Origin of the sequence: Bacillus cereus group sp. BfR-BA-01309 (genome assembly GCF_022664315.1) — a bacterium.
Classification (GTDB): domain Bacteria; phylum Bacillota; class Bacilli; order Bacillales; family Bacillaceae_G; genus Bacillus_A; species Bacillus_A mobilis.
The window spans coordinates 254,414-275,300 of record NZ_JAKUHE010000001.1 but is presented as its reverse complement, the minus strand read 5'-3'; the positions used below and the strand labels follow the sequence as shown (position 1 = coordinate 275,300).

The window sequence follows — 20,887 nt, the reverse complement described above, 5'->3', positions numbered from 1 at the left end:
ACAGTTACATAATTTAATCAATTCATTTTTAAAAATCTATTTATTTTAATTATGAAATATAATTAACCCACTAATGAAAGTAATATTTATTTTCTGTATATGATTAAACGTAGCATATGCATCACATCCCTCACGCTTTTAATACTTAACATTCAAATTATACAATATAAATACTTGCATTGTATTTGAAATTTACGAAAATTTTACAAAAAACTATATAAAAATAGGCATTGTACATACCTCTATTCTTTATCCAATAATATTTGTATTCATTGTTGAGTTTTTATTAAATAAACCAGTCTCCTAATACATCTAAGAGACTGGAAAAATTCACTCCAGCGGCCCTTTATATGGAATACGTGGCATATTAATAAAATCATACGTCACAATATTTTCTATGTTTGTCAAATAGGCATGTAAGCTTTCAACTAACATAAGATTAGGTATACTGTCTTTTTCTTTTATCAAAATAATAGGCTTTTGGAATGCATATGCGTAACCAATTTCAAAAGCCGTACCACTATCTACACATCCATTCACAAAGTCATGAATTACCACTACTACATCCGCTCTTCTTAAATATTTTAAATCATTATGAAAAACTGCAGTTCTCCACTCCATAGATCCAAAAATTAAATGTTCATGTTGATAAAACCTGGCTGAAAAAATATCTGCAACAAAAGGATTGTTACTAAGCGCATTTTCTAGTCTCTTTACCCTGTTAAGTTGTTCATCATTAAAAAATGGACTTGCTATAAATACCCTAACAACCCTTGTATTCTTTTTATCCATACCACCTATACCTCCTTTCGCTCTTATAAACTTTAAATATTCCGTGTATTACGTATATATTATCGTTTATTAAAAAGTTATGAATATCTCCCCCCTAAATAAAACCAAAAATTCTGCTAATAATTCAGACACATGGTTATCTTTCTCCGATTTTCTTACATGAGCAGTTAGATTTTGTAGCTGCTCTTTTATTTCATTCCTGCTCTTGTTTCTCAAAGAATTCCTTAACTGTGTTTTCCCAATAAGAACACGTATCCATTCCCATTTTCTACAAAATGAAATTTTATTAAGTTTTCTATTAATTACGTATATTGATTTCTTTTCTAAATTAATTTAGAGATGAATAGTTCATTGACGAACTATTCTATGTTAAACTAATTAAAAAAAGAAAAGGGACGAGTATTATGAGTTTAAAAAATCATAGTTTCAAACAAGCAGGAGAAGTTGTCCAGTCATTTGTAACAATAAACAAAGAAATTATAAAGTTCACACATCAAAACGCCTCCAGTTTAGGATTAACAGTACAACAAATGGGTATCTTAAATACAATTTATGCACTTCCTAATGTTACTCTTAAAGAGATTTCAGAACGTCTTTCAGTTCCTAAAAGTACAGTAAGTGTGAATGTAGATGAATTAGTTAATCTACAGTTCATCGAGCGAAAACAATCAGATGAAGATCGTAGAGAAATAAAATTAAAAGTAACAAACCAAGGACAAGAAGTATCGAAAAGATCCATTGAAAACTCTACTTCCTACAAAGCAATGGAACTAGCACTACAACAACTTCAAGAAGATGATATTCAAACATTATTACGTGTTCATAAAGATTTATTAATCTCTCTACAGCAATTTCGTTAATAAATGTAAACCATTTTAAATACAAATTCTAATTCTTATTTTTCAAAGAACTGCGCAGTTAGATTTCACTAGCTGTTCTTTTATTTTAAATAGTATTTTTGTTGAATTTTCATTGACTTTACGTTGACCTTTTGTTGATTTTTTCTTCACGTTTAAAAGAAACAAACATACGATATTGTATGTAGTCTCTCCGCTCATAGGGATCTACCTTTCTTATCGAAGAGCATACTTATATGTGTGCTCTTTTTACTTACAATGAAATAACAATTTTATTTACTATCCATTTCCTCTTGCATAAGAACTACAGTTTTAAACATTACTTGCTCAAAATCTTTTTCATCCATGTATGGCTTTACAATCTCTAGAATCGCAATAATCCATTCAGAGTTGTTCACATCCTCACATGTATCACTACATATAAATATTAAATTACGCATTTAATTAACCTAGTATAATGCGGGAAATTGATAATCATATTTATCTTTTAAAGAAGAGTCCCCAAATTTCAGCCCCTTGACACGCACCGTTACTCCTTTGTTGCGATTGGAATGATGTAATGTATTTAACCTCTACAATATAAATAAAAAAGAACACCTTAAGTCAGTGCCCTTCTTGCAAACATCAACCTCTATGTAATTGAACATACTGATAACATAAATCCTCCAAATGTAACTGCACCTAGTAATCCTAATACAAATCCAGTTATACAAACACAATCAGCAAGACAAATGGAAGACTGCGATAATGGAACAAATGACCTACTTGTACTCGATCCATATTGTTTTATTTTCTCATAATTTATATCTAACATTAATTGTAGACATGCTATACCTTCCTCAATAGAATGAAAAGATTCTTTTTCTAATCGATCCAATAATTTACTATTAAAAGTAATTGGAAGAGGATACCGTTTATCTAATTTCATATTTTGATAAATTAATTGTAAACGAGATAATATATTATTTTTCTTTTTTTCACATGTTACTGTGTGTTTCATTTTATTACATTCATTTAATAACAGTGTCAATTCATCTCTGTTTCCGTATAAATCCCTTGCTATTTTTCTCTTTAGTTTGTACGAATGGATCATAGATTTAATTTCAATCATTTTAATACACTTCCTAATAAAATTTTACTTACCCTAATATTTTAAAAATAAACAGTACTTTTAAATCTTATTTAAAATACACTCAAGTATCTTCTTTTACTATCGATTAACATTACATTAACCTTACATACTTGTAATAATTTCTTTTGCTACCTACTAACTAGAAGCAACAGATTTCTTATTTTATGGTAAAAAATACAAAAAAGCAATGATTAGGTTTTAAATCTAGTCATTGCTTTTTCGATCTTATATTGATTTACAACTAAAAATCTAAATATCTTTCTTTAACTTGAATGCTACATGTGTATTAATTAAATTCTTTAATAAAAATTATATAATGCTTCACTAATGGATTCCTTTTTTCTTTTATCAATATTCATATGTTACAATAGTACCAGTTGTATCAGTAGTACCACTAAAACCATTAAAACAATTTGAACAACTACCACAGCTACCACAACCTCCGCAGCCGCCACAACCAAAACAACCGAAGCAACCAATACAACGGAATCCACCACAACGAAATCCACCACAGCGACCTGCACAACCGCCACAACGACCGCCACAGCCTCCGCAGCGACGAGCAACATCTTCAATATAGTAATATGGATTTTGGTTTTGTTGGTCCCAATATACGATATTTCCAGGCTGGTAATCATTAAGGCTTAACGCTTGTAGTTCTTGTTGAAAATTATTCATTTTCATGACCTCCGTTTATAAACTTCAACTTTTTCAATGCTTTCTTATATTTCTGTTCGTTAAATCTAAGTAAAAATAGCGCTATAAAGTGAAACTTTAATCAGTGAGGGTTTTCTTCATCCCCCACTGATTATTAGTTGAACCAATCGGACTTTTATGGGCAGTTGATCCCCCACCTAACTTCTTTGCTTTCGCTGAATTTTGAGGCGGGGGTCTTACTGCCCATTAAAGCGAGATAAACTAAGTTCAATACGTACCCCTACAAAATATGACCTAACACTATATGATGCACCTTGTTCATACACCTATTTTTAGGTTATTTTTTCCATGGGTTCATTTTTATAAATTGAAAAAAGACGCACTTAGATTAATGCGTCTTTTTGCGATACTTCTTTGGTGAAATCCTATTCATAAGTATTATTCATACCTGTGAATAGCAATACCTCTACTCATTATCCAATTACATCTTTTATTTCTGTATTCACTGGCCACTTTTCTAAAGTATAGGCCATTTCCCAAAATGAATATTCATATTGACTGCTAATAATAAAGTGCTGTTTCATTCGATTTCGATCAGACTCTGTTACTTTTTCAGCGATAGTGTCTAATCGCGTAATTTGCTCTTCAACTAATGTACGGAACCAATCAGATCCATAAGCAGAAATCCATTCGTTATAAATTGGCTCTTCTGGCTGACACTCTTTTAAACGTTCACCAATTTCATAATACAACCAATAGCAAGGTAATATTGCTGCAATGATATCACCTAAATGTCCTTCATACGCAGCACGATACATATGTGAAGTATATGCATATGCAGTTGGAGCAGGGATAAAATTCTCTTTTTCTTCTTGAGTTATCCCTAGTTTCTTCGCAAAATTCTCATGTAAAGATAATTCTGCTTCATATGTATTTTGAGCATGGTGTGCCATACGAGCTGTCGTTTCTAATTCTAGAGCCTTTGTAGCTCCTAACGTTTGTACTCTAGCGAAATGACTCAAATAATATGAATCTTGAAGCACGTAATAGCGAAAACTAGCTAAATCTAACGTTCCTTCACCAAGTTTTTTTACAAAAGGGTGTTGAAAACTAGCTTCCCAAATTGAATCTACTTCTTTACGTAATGATTGTGAAAAAGTCATTTAAATCCCTCCAATTATGTATAAAATTTAAGTATTTACCCACAATTATTAAATCTGTAAAACAAAAAAACTTTCTTTACAGGCGTAAAGAAAGTGAAATTGACAGTATTTATTCATAAAATAGTAATGTCTTCCCACTTCCCTACGCTAGTATTAACCAGATCAGGTACTAAGAGTCTCAAATTTGCATTTAATCTCAGCCTATAATAGGCCCCCCTAGTGGATAAATATTTAATTTTCGTATTGTATTCATCATAACATACTTCATGTTACTGTCAAAAGTATTCATGCTACTGCTACTTAAAATCCTTCTTCTTGTCTTACTCTTACTGAAGTTTCAATAATCATATCTAATAGTTTACTATAATGAATTCCAGCCGCGTCTGCACTTTTTGGTAGTAAACTTGCTTTTGTCATCCCTGGTAAAGTATTAATCTCCATTACATATGGAATACCGTCCTTCACCATCATATCAACTCTCGCATAAACGCTGCATTTCAAAGCTTTATAACAAGCCAGTGACGCTTTGTTTACACGTTCCTTCAATTCAGCTGGAAGTTCGATAACTTCTTCAATTGTACCAGCATCATCATATTTCGCATTGTAATCAAAGAATTCAGCTGCATGTCGAATTGAAATGATAGGTAACTGTTTTCCATCAAAAATTGAACATGTAATCTCGTCACCTTTTATATACTTCTCTATTACTACTTCAGAATCCCATTCGAACACAGTTTCCAGCATAGAAATTAATTCCTCTTTATCATAGACAATCTTTACCCCGACACTTGAGCCACCAGAGTTTGGTTTTACCACTAATGGAAACCCTAACTTATCTAATTCATCAAGATTTAGATCCTTCATTTTTGTAAGTTCAATCCAATCTGGTGTTTCTATTCCTTCATAACGTAAAATCTTTTTCGAAATATTTTTGTCCATACATATACCACTAGATAACATATTGCTCCCACTATAAGGAATACCTAAACTTTCAAGCGTTCCTTGAACCGTCCCATCTTCTCCGTATTTTCCGTGTAATGCGAGCAGCGCAAAATCAATGTCCTTCGCTTTTTCGATTAAATCCATTTTTTCATCTAACGTAATTGGAACTATTTCATACTTACTTTTATCTAAATGTGCAATCATTTCATTTCCAGTCATAATTGATACTTGTTTTTCAGAAGATACTCCACCCATAATAACGCCAATTCTCATTTCCTCAACTCCAAATTTCATTTTTTATTGTATCACCAATTATTTTGATTCCCCGAACTATATCTTCTTCTTTCAGACGTGAAAATCCTAATCGAAAAGTGTTCGCTCCTCCTCCATCAGAATAAAAAACATCTCCTGGAGAGAATGTAACGCCTTGCTCATAACACTTTTGCAAAAGCGTACGGGCATGAATTTTTTCTTCTAACTCTATAAATAAATGGAGGCCACCATCACCGGTCATTCTTTGAAACGGAATGTACTCGTTACACGCCCCAACAGCTAATTCATATTTTTTCTTATAAACTGATCTTGCCTTTTTTAAATATTTTTCAAAATATCCTTCATGTAAATATTGAAATAGAACAGCTTGATCTAACGTAGATGTGTGAATCGTTCTTGCTCTTTTTACACTTTCTAAATGATGAATCAGCTCTTTATCTGCAATAATCCATCCTACACGTAAACCAGGGAAAAGTACCTTCGAAAAGCTACTAATATAAATCACATTATTACCAGCGCCAGCAAAGGTTAATAATGGTGCTAAATGTGAACCTGAATAACGTAGTTCTTCATTAAATCCATCTTCTATAATAGGAATTTTATATTTTGAAAATAATCTCATCAGTTCCGTTCTTTTCTCCGAACTCGTAACAATACCAGTTGGATTATGATAAGAAGGAATTAAATACGCGAAATCAAAATCCTTTTCACGCAAACTTTTTTCTACTTCGTTCGTATCGATGCCATCTTCATTCATATTAATTCCATGCACTTCAAGTCCATGTAAACGGAAAAGCTTCAGTGCAGCATGATGAGTCGGGTTCTCACAAATAACCCGCCCCGATTTTTTGGATAACGAGGAAAGTACAATATCCAATCCTTCAGTAAACCCATTTGTAATTAAAATATCTTTGTTTGAAATATCTACACCTTTCATTTCCATATAATGAAGTAGATAATTCATTAACGGTCTATAACCTTTTGCGTATCCGTAATTTAATACGACATCTCCTTCAATGGACATGCGAGTAAGAAAAGCTCTTTTGAAATTTTCCACATCAAATAGCTTTTCGTCCGGAGCAATACTGTTAAAAACAATCATTCCTTTTTCCCAGCGAACACCATGTTTCATTAAATCTAATTCATCCGCTAATAAGGTAACTGTATTAAGTTTATTTTTCCAATCTATTTCAACTGACGAAGTGTTCGATATATCAACCTTCGCAACAAAATTTCCTTTTCCTTTAACTGCATAAATGAGTCCTTCTTGCTCTAAATCGGCATAAGCAGCGAGTACAGTATTTCTGCTCACACTTAGTAATTCGCTTAGCTCCCTTGTTGAAGGAATTTTTTGATCCCCAAGCAAATGCCCTTTCATAATCATCTTTTTCAAATAATCTTTCAATTGAATATAAACGGGACGATCTTTGACAACTTTAAAATCTTTAAACAATTCCTTACCCCCTGCAATCATTTTTGCATAATTATTTCATTCTCAAAAGGTCCACTACATATGTATTTTTTATAAAGGGCGGTACGGTATTTTAAAAATAAAGGCTAATAATCAATGGTGGATGTTACTCCTCACTAATACGGTACAAATCTTTACGGTATAAGTTAATAATATCTTTTAAAGCTGCTGCTGCGGCTCCGCGTGGATTAGAAGCACCACCAATTGTAGTAATTTGTCCCATCGTATCTGTAAAGAACGTAATCCCTTTTTCTGTCCCATTTACATTTGCTAGCGGATGATCCTTATCTATTTCGTACGGTTCTACTTTAAGAACCATTTTACCCTCTTGATCCTTATATGCTGAAGCTATTAATTTAATATATTTATTATGTTCCTTAGCATTTCGAATTTGTTGTTGTGTAACATGTTCGATTCCTTTTATATGTATATCTGCAAGCGTATTTTCTGTTCCCATTAAACTGTTTATCAAAAGTAACAATTTACACGCACTATCAGAACCACTTACATCTAATATTGAGTTCGTTTCAGCAATTCCTTTATGTTGCGCATCTTTCAGTGCTTCTTCAAACGTAATATCTTCCTCATTCATTTTCGAAAGAATATAATTTGTAGTCCCGTTTAATATTCCTTCTATTTTTTCAATATGACAACCAGCTAAACTAAATTGACCAATATCAAGTGTCGGTAATGCGGCCGCGGTTGCACCACTATATCGAATTCGTACATTTGCGATTTTTGCTGCTTCATTTATTTCTCTCCAGTTTGTAACGAGTGCACCTTTTGAAATTGCTACTATATCCATATGTTTCTCAATCGCTTGTTTTATATATTGTTTTCCTGGATTTCCATCTTTAAGATTTGTAACAGTCGATTCCACCAGTACAGTACCACTTATGTTATCTGTTGCTCGTTCCTTCGGATGATGTTCAATATATTCTTCAATTGCAGAGCTACCACCACCATACCTTAATAAGTGATGAATAGATAAGCCATCCTCATTATGTATTGCAACATTTCTACCTAATACGCCACTTACAATTAATTGAATCCCGTATGTTTCATATATATATGAATATTTTTCGTTTAATAATTTTACAAACTCTCTGCCAACTGTTCCAAATCCTGATAATACAACTTGAATTTTCATAATATCTCCCCATATTTTTCTACCAAATCCCTCTTTCAATATAATGTCAACTACCCCCACTGAAATGAATCGTTTCAGTGGGGGCTTGAGTTCAAACGCTAGGTCTTTTCGTCCATCGCTAGACAGTTTGACGCTCTAGCATTCATGTCACCTTATGGTAACACCCCAAGTATGTTTTTGGTTGGTACTGGCAACGAACGATTGTTTTCCCACTTGCACCACCCTTTCGAAAAAGAGCAATTCTTCCTTATGGAAGAAGCCACCACTCAGATGAATCCGGCGTGTACTACAAGCCCCGACAAGTCGAGTACACATGGATGGTTGACACACCCACTAAGCTATGCGCGAAGCAACCGCCTTACGTTTTTGCACTTCTAATAGAATCGGCGTTTTTACTTTAAGATTTTCATCTAATTGTACCACTCTTGATTTTCCCAATGTATTCAGCGCACCATTAATATCAGCATGGATACATGTTCCTGCTTTACTTTGGTACAGACCACGAGTGATTCGTTTTCCACTAAAGCGATAATGCGCCTTACCTTCCTTAAACCAAACTGGAACCGGATCTTTGTCTAGGAAACTGGCTTTTGAAGTATAGCTTTCTTCTTGTTTCAAAAATCGGATGCCTTCTTTTACACATTTATTCTCAATTGCTGCAATCAGTTTATGAAATGGGATTTGAACAAATGTTTGATTATTCTTTTTTCCCATATCAGATTTTTGTTTCCAGCCAGCGTTATACCCTACGACAACCGTATCTACGCTACATTCTTTCACTTTTTTGAACAACAGGCCTACAGTTTGTGAAATGTAACCATTTATTTTTCTTTCTCGTTTATGCCAAAGTGCAGCCATTTGATTCGTTACAACTCGCTTAGAAAGTCCGTTTTCCATATTTTTCAGCCCTAGATTACGTATCATTTTGTTGAAGTACTGGTTAATAGATTTTAGTTTTTTTCCATCAATTAAAAATGCATCGCCTGTATTTGTCACGCAACTTACTAATCTATCTACACCTAAATCGCAACTCAAAGCGTTACTCGTAGTCGTGGATGGTTTCTTCATTTGAGAAACGTGCAGTTCATATGTGTAATGCACCTCAAAGAACCGACCTTTTTGCTTCGGTACAATCTCAATGTAGGAGATTTTTTTATTTCTTAAGTTTTTCGGCATACGTATTTTAATGGAACCGAATTTTTGCCTGAACGCAACACTCATCGGAATCACCCAATACCCGTTATCATCCACTTTTGGAACTTGATAAATTTCAATAATTCGTTTGTCAGTGGAACGAGAATAATTCGGAAACTTAGGACGCCCTGTGAATGTTTCTGGTTTTTTCTTCCACAGTTCCATTGCTTTAAAAAAGCTCTTCACTTCTGCATATAAGGCTCTACGAATCGCTTGAACAGAGTTTGATTGCATGCCCGAGTAATTCATATCAGCCTGCATGGCAGTATCCACTTCTTTTACAGTAGCCATTTTATGATGGTTCAAATAACTTTGTTTTATCGTGTACAATCCAACATTTCGCAATGCTTTTGAAGTATGTGACATGCGCTGAAGTAAGCGAAATTCTTTTGCAGTGAGACAAGCTCGTCCAATATTCTGTTTCTGTGTGAATCGTTGTATTGTTTCTCTTTTCTTTTGTTTACGTAATACTTTCACCGCTTTCTTTTTAGCCATTGTTTTCACCACCTTTCTTAGAGCGTTCATTAAAATTATTTTTGATAAATTAATATTTAGAAAGGAATGGAACAAGAACATGTTCTTCATCGTAATTCCTTTTAGATCAAGTAGCGGAATGATAATCATTATCCAATTTCGTTGCCTTACAATCTATTCCCTCCTCATCTACATTATATCGTAAGACAAAAAGAAACAAACATTCGCACTCAAAAAATTACTATGAGCGAAACAAAAGAGTTCAACCTACCTTCTGACGGCAATTCATCTCCACGTGAATTGTTGGGTTTCACCCGTAACACAAATCAGATGGAGTCTTGTTCTAAAACGATTATATCCATGTTTCACAGCATGCTATAATAACTGAAACAAAATGTAAATATTTATATAGGTTGTATATATACAACCTATATAAATATTTACTTTTTACAATACAACTTGTAAATCTGTTTATTTGAATTTATAATTAAAAATAACTTCCTCATGTTAAAAAAATTTAATACCATAAGTAAACTAATTTCATCGCCTGAAAAGGAGGAAAAAGCATGCAAATTGGCTCAAATATTCATAGATTATCTCAACCTACTAAAATAACTCCATCTAACCTTGAGCATAATAACACCACTTCTACTAAACTGGAAGATAAAAAATCAAATGATCCAATCAAGTTTGATATTCGTTCATCTGAAAAAGAGATGAAACAACCTGCGCATAAATTTAACGAATTAGATTTATGGAAGATGTTAAAAGATAAAGGTGTTCCTTTATGGATTATACTTGAAATGCTACAAAAGGCCCGTAAAGAAAAGGAAGCTCAAGATAGTTCGGTTCAATATGCAAATGGTATTGAAGAAACGAACGAGACACGATTAAATGAAGTAATGTAAGTTATTTACATGGTATTAAAAAGAGTTCGAGGTTGATAAAGTTTCTATCAATCTCGAACTCTTTTTTTAAGACTTTTCTCCAATCGTTATAAACTGAAATGATACTTCCCCTTTATAACCTTCAATTAACTTGTCTACTTTTACCTTTTCATTTATCAATGTATTATCTGTCGACATTTTTGGTTTTTCATCACCTAAAGACTTTTTCAAGTGGAGAAGGTGCATTTTCGTTTCATTTGCTTTTATTTCTTTATACACACTATCTTTTGCTACAATTACATAATATTGGGTTGGATATTTACGAGTGTTACCTATCCAAGCATCACTATCGTATTTAACAGCAATCTCCTGTCCCTCTAATTCAATACTTTTTAAATCTTTTTCATCTTCTTGTGCCAACAAAAGCGAGCCTTCTTTTGGTAACTTGGGTAACGTATCTATAGGTCTAAATTGGGATCCATTCTCTCTATGACGAAAAACCTTAGTTTTAATCAATGCTTGTGCTGTATATTCATTTAAAATTAATACTTGTCCTTTTCCAAATGTAGCTGTTTTCACAGAAAACACTTCATTTTCTTTCGTAATTTCCTGATAACGATTCATAATTGATAAAGTATTATTTTCATCTCCAATGATTAATACACCGTTAGCTGGAAATCTGTTTTCATTTTTAGAGCATGCACTTAAACTTATTAACATTAATATACTTAAAATGAAAATAGATAATATTTTCTTCATCACAGTTCCTTTCATAACTCAAATTATTTTTACATGCTTTTATGCAGTCTTACTTACTCATATTCCCTACTGTTCCATAGTTTTATAAAGCTTTTGTAAATAACGCCAACGAGTTATATAGAAATATAAAACTTGTATACAGATAAATGTAATTAAAATTACAATGGAACTATTTAAAATAGAAAAATCGACTAATTGTTGCAATGCCATATAAGCAACCACTGTGTGTATTACTGCAATGATAATCGGTAAAAAGAACATTAATAATAACTGTCTCGTTACAACTTTTTTCAACTCTCGTTTACTTAATCCCATTTTCGAAATCATTTTATATTGTTGTTGATCGCGATCCAAATCAGTATATAACCGGAAGTAAATAAAACTAGCGGCAAACGTGAAGAAGACGATTCCAACTAAAACACTTGCCATAAGTAATAATCCATTCGTTTGTTTTGCCTCTAACAAACTTAAAGTCAAAGCTTGAAAATAGAAGTTACCTTCCCTTGCATCTTCATCGAATATACTATTTAATTGATTTGAAATTTCTTTCGTCTTTATCCAGTCATCTACAACAAATCCGTATGTACGATGTTGAATAACTTCATCTTCTTGATTGATATTAAAAGGAATACCGTCATATACACGATCTTGAACTGCGATAAAAATACCGCTAGTATCATGTGGTAAAACTAAATTTTCCACAGCTTTTTTCACACGAAATATCTTTATCCAATCTCCTTCAATGACTTCAATATTCTTTTTATAATCACCATTTTTAAATTCTTGTTTTTGCGATACCATTCCAGGGATTAGTAATATTTCATCTTCTTTTTCAATTGTTTCTTGTTGATATCCTAGTGCTCTCGCAAGTTCGTTATATTCACTTAACTTCATTACATATACATTACTTTCTGTATATTTATAAGAAGATGAAGCCGTTCGATATGGAATATTCGCATCAGCAAGATGTTTTTTTATAATAGAGAGATGTTTATCCACCACTTTGTCTTTTTCAGGTCCAACATATAGAAACGTATATGGGTTTGTCATCCTTACCAATTCTTTATTCCCAACAGCAGCTGTAGTTCCAATCGCTGTAAAAGCAACCGCTGAAATAATAGACACTATAAAAAACATCGTTGCATTATCTTTCATACGGTAAATTAATTCTGAAAACGTTAGTATATTGGTTCTCTTTAAAAAGAAAGATTCACTTCTTTTCGCAAGATGCAATATATAAACGCTACATTGTGTATATAAAAAGTACGTTCCTATAATTACTAAGAGTACACCCATTACGAGTATGATAAAACTATGATTTTGAATAAAGCGAAATACTGAAATATATCCACACCCTATACTAATTAAAGAAAGTAACGATAATATTATTGAAGCTTTCGGTTCAGGCTTTGGCTTTTCTCCAGCTTGAATAAGTTCCACAAGTTCGGTTACTTTAACCGTTTTAAATGTAACTAACGAAACAATTAAAAATAAGACAAGAAACGTAAAAACTGTTAATAATACAGCCTGAACTGGTATATAAAAAGGTAAGCCATTACTAATCATTAATACACTGGCACTGATTAGTAAAACTAGTTTAGAAAATATGAGACCGATGAGGATCCCAATACAAATCGAGCCAAGTCCAATTAACATATTTTCAATTAACAATAACTTCTTAAGCTGTTTCATTGACATACCTTGCATCATTAAAATGCCAAATTCTTTCTTACGCGTTTTTAAAAACGAGCTCACTGAATATAGAATAAAGAAAAAAGAAAATACAAAAATCAAACCTTGGGATATTTGAAATCCTAATGTACCAAATGTACTTATTGTTTTACTTGTCGATTTCAACTCCCCCTGTAAATCCGGATGGAATAATAAAAGTGCATACGTAAAGAAAATCATAATCGAAAATGCACTACTTAAAAAATGGGCTGCATATGTACGCTTATTTCGAAAAATATTATTAAATGCGAACTGACGAAAAGTCATGCCTTTTCCCTCCTAACAAAGAAAGGACATCCATAATCTTTTGATAAAAAGTTTGCCGACTATCACCACGATAAATTTCGTTATATAGTTGACCATCTTTAATGAAAATTACCCGGCTGCAAAAACTAGCTGCATACGGATCATGTGTAACTAACATCATCGTTGCCTTTTCTTCCTTATTAAGCGTATCGAGCATCTCCATTACATCATTTGAAGATTTAGAGTCTAAATTCCCGGTTGGTTCATCTGCAAGTAATAATTGCGGTTTATGAACGATTGCACGAGCGATTGCTGTTCTTTGAGCTTGTCCCCCTGATATTTCAAACGTTCTTTTATTCAATATATCTGTAATATTTAATTTCACTGCAATTTCTTCCACTCGTTTGTTCATTTCTTGCACAGAAACACCATCTAATGTCATCGGCAATACGATATTTTCCTTCACTGTAAGCGTGCTAAGTAAATTAAATGATTGGAATACAAATCCTAATTGCTTTCTACGGAATAAAGCTAAATCTTCCGATGATAATTGAAAAGGATTTGTACCATTTATTACTATTTCTCCTGAGGACGGAGAGTCGATAGTAGATACCATATTTAATAACGTTGTTTTTCCACTACCTGATGGCCCCATGATCCCTATAAATTCACCTTCTTGAATTGATAAATCAATATCCACTAATGCTTTAAAAGGGATTTTCCCTTTATATACTTTACTAATATTTTTCGCATGTAAAATTTCCATTTCTATTCTCCCTTCATTTGCACTTCTCACAATAGAGTGTAAATGAATTGTCTTATAGCTCATATTGATTCATCTTTCATTTATCTTACACGCTTGTAAGATTTCTAAAAAAACTGATAATAGAACTATTTACAAATTAAAATTAACGCATAACTATCTTATAATAATTGTATAGTGGCAGGAAATACAATGTATATCATATATTTATTAAATAAAAGGGAAAAGACCGAGCGATCGGTCTTTTCCCTTTCGAATATTATGTTTTTAACTACTTTCTTAAACGGAAACATATTTGGTAAAACTTTTTATACTATTTCACATGATAATAACCTCTACAAAAAATTGAGTTCTTCAGTTTAATCGCAATTAATAATGAATTATATATATCTGAAGCAGAAATGATTGCGTTTATCCAACATACAAATAATAAGATTGATTTAATATTTCCTGATACAAAAGATGATATAATGGCCGGAACGACCGATAATACAATAATAGGTAAACTCTTGAACTACTCACCACTTAACGTCCTTACGGACTGTTTGAAGTGGGAGATTCCTAAGTACAGAAGCCTAGTGGCTTCTAATTCATTAGGCTATCCCCGTAGTTCCTACGGTTAGAAGCCTTAAAGCTTCATTTTTAAGATTGATACTTGCGTTAATATCTCTGTCGTGATGACTATTGCACTCAGGACAATCCCATTCACGAAGATTTAGATTCTTAACGTCTTTATTTTGATACCCACAACAAGAACATAATTGGCTTGAAGCAAATGTTTTGGATACCGGAATGACTTGTTTTCCATACCATTTTTCCTTGTATTCTAGCAACGTTCTAAACTGTGACCAAGATACTTCACTAATCGCTATATCCCCCATTTTATTTATAACAATAATGTGTAGACATTCATGAATGATGAAGACTAAACTCCCTAAAATAATGAGATAAAATATATTAATATGAGTGAAACTTTCTCCAAAATAATACGGTATTAGAAAAATAATGATTTGAAGTACATATACAAACCTTCTATGTCTGAAATGTTCGCTGTAATCCAAGTTAATCGTTTTTGTAGCGATTCCATTCGTTCAGATAAGTAATCTTCAACCGATGGAGGTACAACTAGTCTATTATTATACTTCTCTTTTTCCCACTGATCTTTTGATATCAAATACTCTTCAAAATCTTGATGTTGTCGGCTCCCTGTGATAGAAACATTACCTGAACGAACAAGGTTTCTAAGTTCTGTGAGGACGGCCATTTCATAATAATGTCTATCTATACTTCCATCGATTAGGAACAAAATTTAACGGTGCATCTTCTGGAATTTTTCGTTTCCTGTGTCTATTCATCTCTTTAATGGTATCAATTGCTTGTAGCAACAGCTCCCCTGATTTAGTTGAAGTAAATTCTAAGACATCTAATAAGGTTGGTGTATATTTGCGTAGATAAGTAAAACGATTCTTGAGTAAATCCAAGTAGTCATAATCCATAGGTCTAGATAATTGTTTGGCCTCCTCAATGGAGTTTACAACATCTTCCCAAGGCATTATAGATTCTAAGGCTGCATATGGATCTTTTCCTTGCTCTCTTTCTTCTTGTGGTCTTTTTTTGTCGTTTTTTGATTCCGGAAGCATGTTTCTATGCCGTTACACCTATTATAGGGAGGTGATTAACGAAAACTTAGTAGTAGATTGTTGTAAGAAATATACACTCTTTTTAGGAAAATATAATAAAAAATGGAGGATTTTAATCCTCTTTTAAAAAATATATGTAAATATAATAAAAAACGAATGATTAATAGAAATATTCTACGCCACTCGTTTTTTATCGGACTTCTTTTTACTGTACTTTTATTTTCTTTATGAGTTATTAGAAAAATAATTGTCTATATAAGTCTTTATTTTTTCAAAATCCTTTTCCATAAATAAGATTGCTGGTACTTCAATTATTGGAAGATTATTTTCATTATCAAAAGGTGGACACGGTTTGGGAACTACCAAATAGTCAACTGAGTTTTTATCCCTAATATAATTAATTGAAACATCATAATACTCAGAAAAATATTCCTTCAAATTATCCTGATTCCTTAAAAATGGTAGAGAAAATATTGAACCATAATTTATACCAGCGTCGACAATTAATACAAAGCATATTTTTTTCATGATACACCCTCCTCGTATAATAAGTTTTAAGTTAATAACTGTTCCTTGAAAATTAAATAGTTTTTATCTTCGTTGTCCTTCAACGTTTAACACGATCTAGATATCAACTCGTTCACCAGCAAACAGAATGTAAGCAACACTTTCTGGAGAACCTTTACTACAAATGTAATTTCTATGACGAAATAAACGATCGGTGCGGTATACATTCAGTACGTCCATCAATTTGTCGAGCATTTGGTTATTATAATAATCTCCTTTGTTTTCGTAATCCGAAATTAGCTTTAGCTTCTAGAAGAAATTATATGGCCAGCTCATATCCTGTCGGTATCTTGAGTGTTGATTTTACATGGAACAACTTTACTTAGGCGAAAAGTCTAAACTTTTTTACGGATCTAATCGGCTTTATATTTGAGAGATATTGTCTTATCGTGTTTTTTATGACATTTAGTTGGTGGCCCCGTGGTGTAATTAGAAAAAGGTAACACTGATAAAAACAGGTTTCCTTTTTCTTTATATTCAATTAAAATATATCATTATTTTAATTGAATTTCCAGACTTTGTCTTTTTTATTTTATTGGTAAACTTATGCTTAGCATGAATTGGAGGGATATATATGATAGATTATAGAATAATTTCAAGAGAAAACTATTCAAATAAGATTGGAGAGCTTGTAACAATGCTCGAACATACAAGAGATGTTACATTGAGCGAAATCTCCAATTTAAACCAAAGTGATTTAGATTTCTTACCAAACGGTAGTTCAAACACTATTAGTTCTCTCTTATCACATATTGCAGCGATGGAGTTTGTTCATCAAGTTATCTCGTTTGAAAAAAGAGATTTAACTGAAAGTGAATATCTAAAGTGGCGAATTTCTTTAGAACTTGGAGACAAAGCAAGGGAATGAATAAATAAATCTTATTCAACCAAAGGGTGCTTTACTTGAGAAAGTCACTAGAATAGTCAAATGATAACTATGAACTGCCCCCAATTGCTAGGTTTTGTTTAACAATTGGGGGCAGTTCATTTATAGCGCATAGGTAATCAGCTTTTTGTTAATCATGAGGTAGATATTTTTAACTAAAAAACCAACGATGGAAATATATTACAACTTATGACCCATTTTTACACGTATCTCGGCTGAACCCCTGATAGGCTTTATGTTCATAAAGATTATCAAGGGAAAGGTATAGCTTCAGCTCTTGTTGATATGCTTGAGTTAGAGGCAAAAAGATTAAACTTTTTAGAGATTATCACAGAGGCCAGTATTACTGCCAAGTCATTCTTTAAACACAAAGGGTACCAAGTAATCTGTTCACAAATTATAGAACGTAAGGGCATTAAATTAACTACTTATCGAATGACTAAAAAGATAATAGCATAATTTCGCTCTACTACTAGCTATATACTCTATAAGTGCATCCATATTTTGAAACCACAATTTATACCAAAGTAGCTGTTTGGCCCCAGGTTAAGAAAACAACTATAAATTCATTACTAAGCTAAAAACCGATTTCCTTAGCGTACAGGAAATCGGTTTTTTTTTTGCTAGAAGTTGCTTAGCGTATAATTTCCGCGTTTTGTTGGCAGGACCCCAACTAGTACTTTAAAATGCAAAAAAGCTTAGAATTTTAACTCTAAGCTTTTTGCATTGTATGATTCCCTTTAAAGAGCACTATTTTTTACCCATTCGGATTTACTCAATACATAATGATTATAAATTTGGTTTTCTATCTTCTGTTGACTCAAATAAACGAACCCGCATTTTTCAATCACTTTATTTGACGGTACGTTATTAATTAATGCAATTGCGTTAAGGACATCCACATTTGTATTTTCAAACAAATAGCCGATCAAGCCTTTTGTCGCTTTCGTTGCATATCCATTATTATGATATTCACTTGAAACAGCATACATAATTTCTCTATTCGGTGCAGGAAGCTCATCTTTCAGACTTGTGCAGCACCATCCAATAAATTCATTTGTGATTTTCTTAAATATTCCTAGTCTTAATATGTGATCATCTATGTTAGTCGTAGTTCTCACTGCATGAAGAAATGCTTTGTTTTCTGGTATTTCGTAATTTGTAACCCAATTAACTCGTTGTTCTTTCGTTGATTTCCAGTCTGGTAAAAACTTTTCTATTTCCGGTTGATTTGCTATTTTATAAATACTTTCTGCATCTTTGACCGTAAACTCTTGTAGGTATATATCTCCGCAATCTATTTTAAATAACTTAGTCAAACTCTCTTCTCCCATGTTAATCCCCCTTACTTACGTTAAAGCGCCTTAATCTGCTTCGTAAGTTCCATAAACCGTTCATCTAGTTCTTTATATTCTTTGTCTTTAGAAGTTAAAAAGCTTAATTTCCCTAACACTTCTTGTCTTTCTGTTTCTAACGTTAAACGCAGTTCTTCAATTTCATCTCTAGTTTTCGTCGGTTCTTCGAGCTGCTTTTGTATCGTATTGTTTACAAACACGAGTTTTGTGTTGGTTGTCTTCTCCAAAAAATATCGATCGTGAGAAACGATAACGAGTGTTCCATTATACTCAGCTAACGTATTTTCAAGCTGTTCACGTGAAGGGAGATCAAGGTGATTCGTTGGTTCATCCAATATAAGTACATCTTTTTCATCTAAAATATAAGCCATGAGCTTACATTTCACTCTTTCCCCCATACTCATATACTCTATTGGCTCTTTCCATTGAGAAGCTTGGAACCCTAAATGTTTCATTAAATTTTGGACTTTTCCTCTTTCTTCAAATGTCTCTTTATAAAATAAATCTTCTGGTGTTTTATCAAGCGGTAAATCAAATACTTCTTGTGTTAAATATCCAATGTTTGCTGATGGTGAAATCCATACTTCTCCTTCGGTGGTTTCTGTTCCCATAATCATCTTCAGTAAAGTTGTTTTCCCGCTACCGTTTGGTCCAATAATCGCAACCTTCTCACCGTGCTGGATAGTAAAATTAACGTTTTCAAATAATATACGTTTATTAAATTCTTTCCTCAATTGTTTTACTTCTAAGAAACGTTTTCCTACTTTTTTACTCGCTTGAATGGAAAATTCAACTGAATACTCTTCTTTCACACGTTCTACTTTCGTTTTCTCCAGCTCTTTTTCGAGACGTTTTCGTTTCGATTTAACTTGCGCGTCCATTCGCTTCGCCTTTACACGATAAAATTCTTTCACTCCTTCTTGTTTTGTAGACTGTGCATGTGCCTTTTGTGACCATGAACTTAGTTCTTTTATATGTGTTTCTACTTGTTCTATCTTTTTTTGTTGTTTTTCATATTCACGCTGCTGCGTCATTCTTTTATGCTCACGTGCTTTCATATAACTCGTATAATTCCCGCTATGGTCAATTAATTTCTTATCCTCAATTGACCATATTCTTGTTGCGACAACATCTAAAAAGTATCGATCGTGCGATACGACGATAACTGTACCTTTCATATTTTTGATTTGTTTAATGAGAAATTCCGTACTCATCTCATCTAAATGATTTGTCGGTTCGTCTAATATTAAGACATTAGGATTTTCGGCAAATCCTTTTGCTAATCGAACTTTTAGCTTTTCACCACCACTTAAAGTTAGAAAATCGTTCGTTGGCACGCCCCATTTTGCAAGAAGTTCGGCTTCTTTTGCAATCATATCCTTACTAACGAAAGATTCTTTTTCTTGTTCAACATATGCTGTTGTCATATTCATTTGCATCCATTCAACAGTACCTTTTGAAGGTTCAATCTTTCCATTAATTAATTGAAGTAAAGTTGATTTACCAGCACCGTTTTTACCAATTAATCCGATAACATCCCCTTGTCTTACTGTCACATTCATTTTCTCTAACAAAGTGTTTTCCTTTATTTCAACATAAACATCATTTAATTTTAATAGTTCTTTCATAATACCGATCCCTTTCATTAAGGGAGAATAAAAAAATCCTCCCAAATAAATTTGGCAGGATTAGTCGTTAAAATATTTATACCCAAATAAGCTATTGCGCAACATAAATAGCAATACCGTTGTATGGAAATTGGGCAGACTAATCCTATTTTTTAGAAATTGAAATTTATTTAATTTCAACATTTAAAAATAAGATTAGTTAATCATCGTCCACCCATCATTCCTTTCCGTCGTTAGTAACCATATTGTACCATGATAGTACTGTATGAGTAAATGCAATTATATGTGCTATTATTATGATTGCTTTCTTCTAGGTCTAT

The 20,887-nt window shown here is 32.7% G+C and carries 18 protein-coding genes, 6 pseudogenes and 1 riboswitch; of the genes and pseudogenes, 6 read left to right on the top strand and 18 right to left on the bottom strand.

Annotated features, from left to right (window positions below):
- Positions 1-330: 330 nt before the first annotated feature.
- Complete coding sequence (locus MR115_RS01365; RefSeq protein ID WP_242239412.1) at positions 331-792, bottom strand: nucleoside 2-deoxyribosyltransferase; 462 nt, start codon at positions 790-792, stop codon at positions 331-333.
- Positions 793-1,196: 404 nt separating this feature from the next.
- Here MR115_RS01365 and MR115_RS01360 point away from each other — a divergent pair, with 404 nt between their 5' ends.
- Positions 1,197-1,652 (top strand): MarR family winged helix-turn-helix transcriptional regulator, encoded by a 456-nt coding sequence (locus MR115_RS01360; RefSeq protein WP_242239411.1) that lies wholly within the window; start codon positions 1,197-1,199, stop codon positions 1,650-1,652.
- A gap of 269 nt (positions 1,653-1,921) precedes the next feature.
- On the opposite strand, the gene MR115_RS01355 is transcribed toward MR115_RS01360, so the two are convergent.
- The 8 genes from MR115_RS01355 to MR115_RS01320 form a co-directional block, all read right to left on the bottom strand.
- Positions 1,922-2,089 carry a hypothetical protein gene (locus MR115_RS01355; RefSeq protein ID WP_242239410.1) on the bottom strand — a complete coding sequence of 56 codons (168 nt, stop codon included), beginning with the start codon at positions 2,087-2,089 and terminating at the stop codon, positions 1,922-1,924.
- Between the two features lie 191 nt (positions 2,090-2,280).
- The gene (locus MR115_RS01350; protein WP_141658062.1) at positions 2,281-2,760 is read right to left on the bottom strand and encodes a homoserine dehydrogenase; all 480 of its coding nucleotides are present in this window, start codon (positions 2,758-2,760) and stop codon (positions 2,281-2,283) included.
- Between the two features lie 369 nt (positions 2,761-3,129).
- Positions 3,130-3,459 (bottom strand): heterocycloanthracin/sonorensin family bacteriocin, encoded by a 330-nt coding sequence (locus MR115_RS01345; RefSeq protein WP_061678505.1) that lies wholly within the window; start codon positions 3,457-3,459, stop codon positions 3,130-3,132.
- Positions 3,460-3,911: 452 nt separating this feature from the next.
- Complete coding sequence (tenA, locus tag MR115_RS01340; RefSeq protein WP_242239409.1) at positions 3,912-4,601, bottom strand: thiaminase II; 690 nt, start codon at positions 4,599-4,601, stop codon at positions 3,912-3,914.
- Positions 4,602-4,723: 122 nt separating this feature from the next.
- A riboswitch (TPP riboswitch) is annotated at positions 4,724-4,829 on the bottom strand.
- Between the two features lie 72 nt (positions 4,830-4,901).
- Positions 4,902-5,816, bottom strand: a complete 915-nt coding sequence (ddlB, locus tag MR115_RS01335; RefSeq protein ID WP_242239408.1) for a D-alanine--D-alanine ligase — start codon at positions 5,814-5,816, stop codon at positions 4,902-4,904.
- A 4-nt stretch (positions 5,817-5,820) separates the two neighbouring features.
- Positions 5,821-7,269 carry a MocR-like pyridoxine biosynthesis transcription factor PdxR gene (pdxR, locus tag MR115_RS01330; RefSeq protein ID WP_097819148.1) on the bottom strand — a complete coding sequence of 483 codons (1,449 nt, stop codon included), beginning with the start codon at positions 7,267-7,269 and terminating at the stop codon, positions 5,821-5,823.
- 124 nt (positions 7,270-7,393) lie between these two features.
- Positions 7,394-8,437, bottom strand: a complete 1,044-nt coding sequence (locus MR115_RS01325; RefSeq protein WP_242239407.1) for a homoserine dehydrogenase — start codon at positions 8,435-8,437, stop codon at positions 7,394-7,396.
- A 333-nt stretch (positions 8,438-8,770) separates the two neighbouring features.
- A complete protein-coding gene (locus tag MR115_RS01320; protein WP_242239405.1) occupies positions 8,771-10,126 on the bottom strand; it encodes an RNA-guided endonuclease TnpB family protein in 1,356 nt (451 codons plus the stop codon).
- A 545-nt stretch (positions 10,127-10,671) separates the two neighbouring features.
- Between MR115_RS01320 and MR115_RS01315 the strand changes: the two genes are divergently transcribed.
- Entirely contained in the window at positions 10,672-11,013 is a 342-nt protein-coding gene (locus MR115_RS01315; RefSeq protein WP_242239403.1) for a DUF3914 domain-containing protein, read from the top strand.
- Positions 11,014-11,079: 66 nt separating this feature from the next.
- Here the strand turns inward: MR115_RS01315 and MR115_RS01310 are convergent, their stop codons facing one another.
- The 4 genes and pseudogenes from MR115_RS01310 to MR115_RS01295 form a co-directional block, all read right to left on the bottom strand.
- Positions 11,080-11,751 carry a lipoprotein BA_5634 family protein gene (locus MR115_RS01310; protein ID WP_242239401.1) on the bottom strand — a complete coding sequence of 224 codons (672 nt, stop codon included), beginning with the start codon at positions 11,749-11,751 and terminating at the stop codon, positions 11,080-11,082.
- 66 nt (positions 11,752-11,817) lie between these two features.
- Positions 11,818-13,749 carry an ABC transporter permease gene (locus MR115_RS01305; protein ID WP_242239399.1) on the bottom strand — a complete coding sequence of 644 codons (1,932 nt, stop codon included), beginning with the start codon at positions 13,747-13,749 and terminating at the stop codon, positions 11,818-11,820.
- Positions 13,724-14,494: an ABC transporter ATP-binding protein gene (locus tag MR115_RS01300; RefSeq protein ID WP_242239397.1), complete on the bottom strand. Its 771-nt coding sequence runs from the start codon at positions 14,492-14,494 to the stop codon at positions 13,724-13,726. Before MR115_RS01300 ends, MR115_RS01305 begins: the two co-directional genes overlap by 26 nt.
- A gap of 310 nt (positions 14,495-14,804) precedes the next feature.
- Positions 14,805-15,005, bottom strand: a pseudogene (locus MR115_RS01295) (metalloprotease family protein); the annotation flags it as partial.
- Here MR115_RS01295 and MR115_RS01290 point away from each other — a divergent pair.
- Positions 14,926-15,114 carry a hypothetical protein gene (locus MR115_RS01290; RefSeq protein ID WP_375337810.1) on the top strand — a complete coding sequence of 63 codons (189 nt, stop codon included), beginning with the start codon at positions 14,926-14,928 and terminating at the stop codon, positions 15,112-15,114. The pseudogene MR115_RS01295 and the gene MR115_RS01290 overlap by 80 nt on opposite strands.
- Here the strand turns inward: MR115_RS01290 and MR115_RS01285 are convergent.
- The 3 genes and pseudogenes from MR115_RS01285 to MR115_RS01270 form a co-directional block, all read right to left on the bottom strand.
- Positions 15,085-15,360: pseudogene (locus tag MR115_RS01285) on the bottom strand (zinc ribbon domain-containing protein); the annotation flags it as partial. The gene MR115_RS01290 and the pseudogene MR115_RS01285 overlap by 30 nt on opposite strands.
- 155 nt (positions 15,361-15,515) lie before the next feature.
- Positions 15,516-16,086 (bottom strand): annotated as a pseudogene (locus MR115_RS30200) (Tn3 family transposase); the annotation flags it as partial.
- Between the two features lie 270 nt (positions 16,087-16,356).
- Positions 16,357-16,659, bottom strand: a complete 303-nt coding sequence (locus MR115_RS01270) for a hypothetical protein (protein WP_098597028.1) — start codon at positions 16,657-16,659, stop codon at positions 16,357-16,359.
- Positions 16,660-16,727: 68 nt separating this feature from the next.
- Between MR115_RS01270 and MR115_RS30195 the strand changes: the two are divergent.
- The 3 pseudogenes from MR115_RS30195 to MR115_RS01255 all read left to right on the top strand — a co-directional run.
- Positions 16,728-17,024: pseudogene (locus tag MR115_RS30195) on the top strand (YkgJ family cysteine cluster protein); the annotation flags it as partial.
- Between the two features lie 248 nt (positions 17,025-17,272).
- Positions 17,273-17,563: pseudogene (locus MR115_RS01260) on the top strand (DUF664 domain-containing protein); the annotation flags it as partial.
- Positions 17,564-17,809: 246 nt separating this feature from the next.
- Positions 17,810-18,043, top strand: a pseudogene (locus MR115_RS01255) (GNAT family N-acetyltransferase); the annotation flags it as partial.
- 281 nt (positions 18,044-18,324) lie between these two features.
- Here the strand turns inward: MR115_RS01255 and MR115_RS01250 are convergent.
- Both MR115_RS01250 and abc-f read right to left on the bottom strand, forming a co-directional pair.
- A complete protein-coding gene (locus tag MR115_RS01250; RefSeq protein WP_242239393.1) occupies positions 18,325-18,918 on the bottom strand; it encodes a GNAT family N-acetyltransferase in 594 nt (197 codons plus the stop codon).
- A gap of 20 nt (positions 18,919-18,938) precedes the next feature.
- Positions 18,939-20,567, bottom strand: coding sequence for a ribosomal protection-like ABC-F family protein (gene abc-f, locus MR115_RS01245; RefSeq protein ID WP_242239392.1), 1,629 nt, complete (start codon positions 20,565-20,567; stop codon positions 18,939-18,941).
- Positions 20,568-20,887 lie beyond the last annotated feature (320 nt).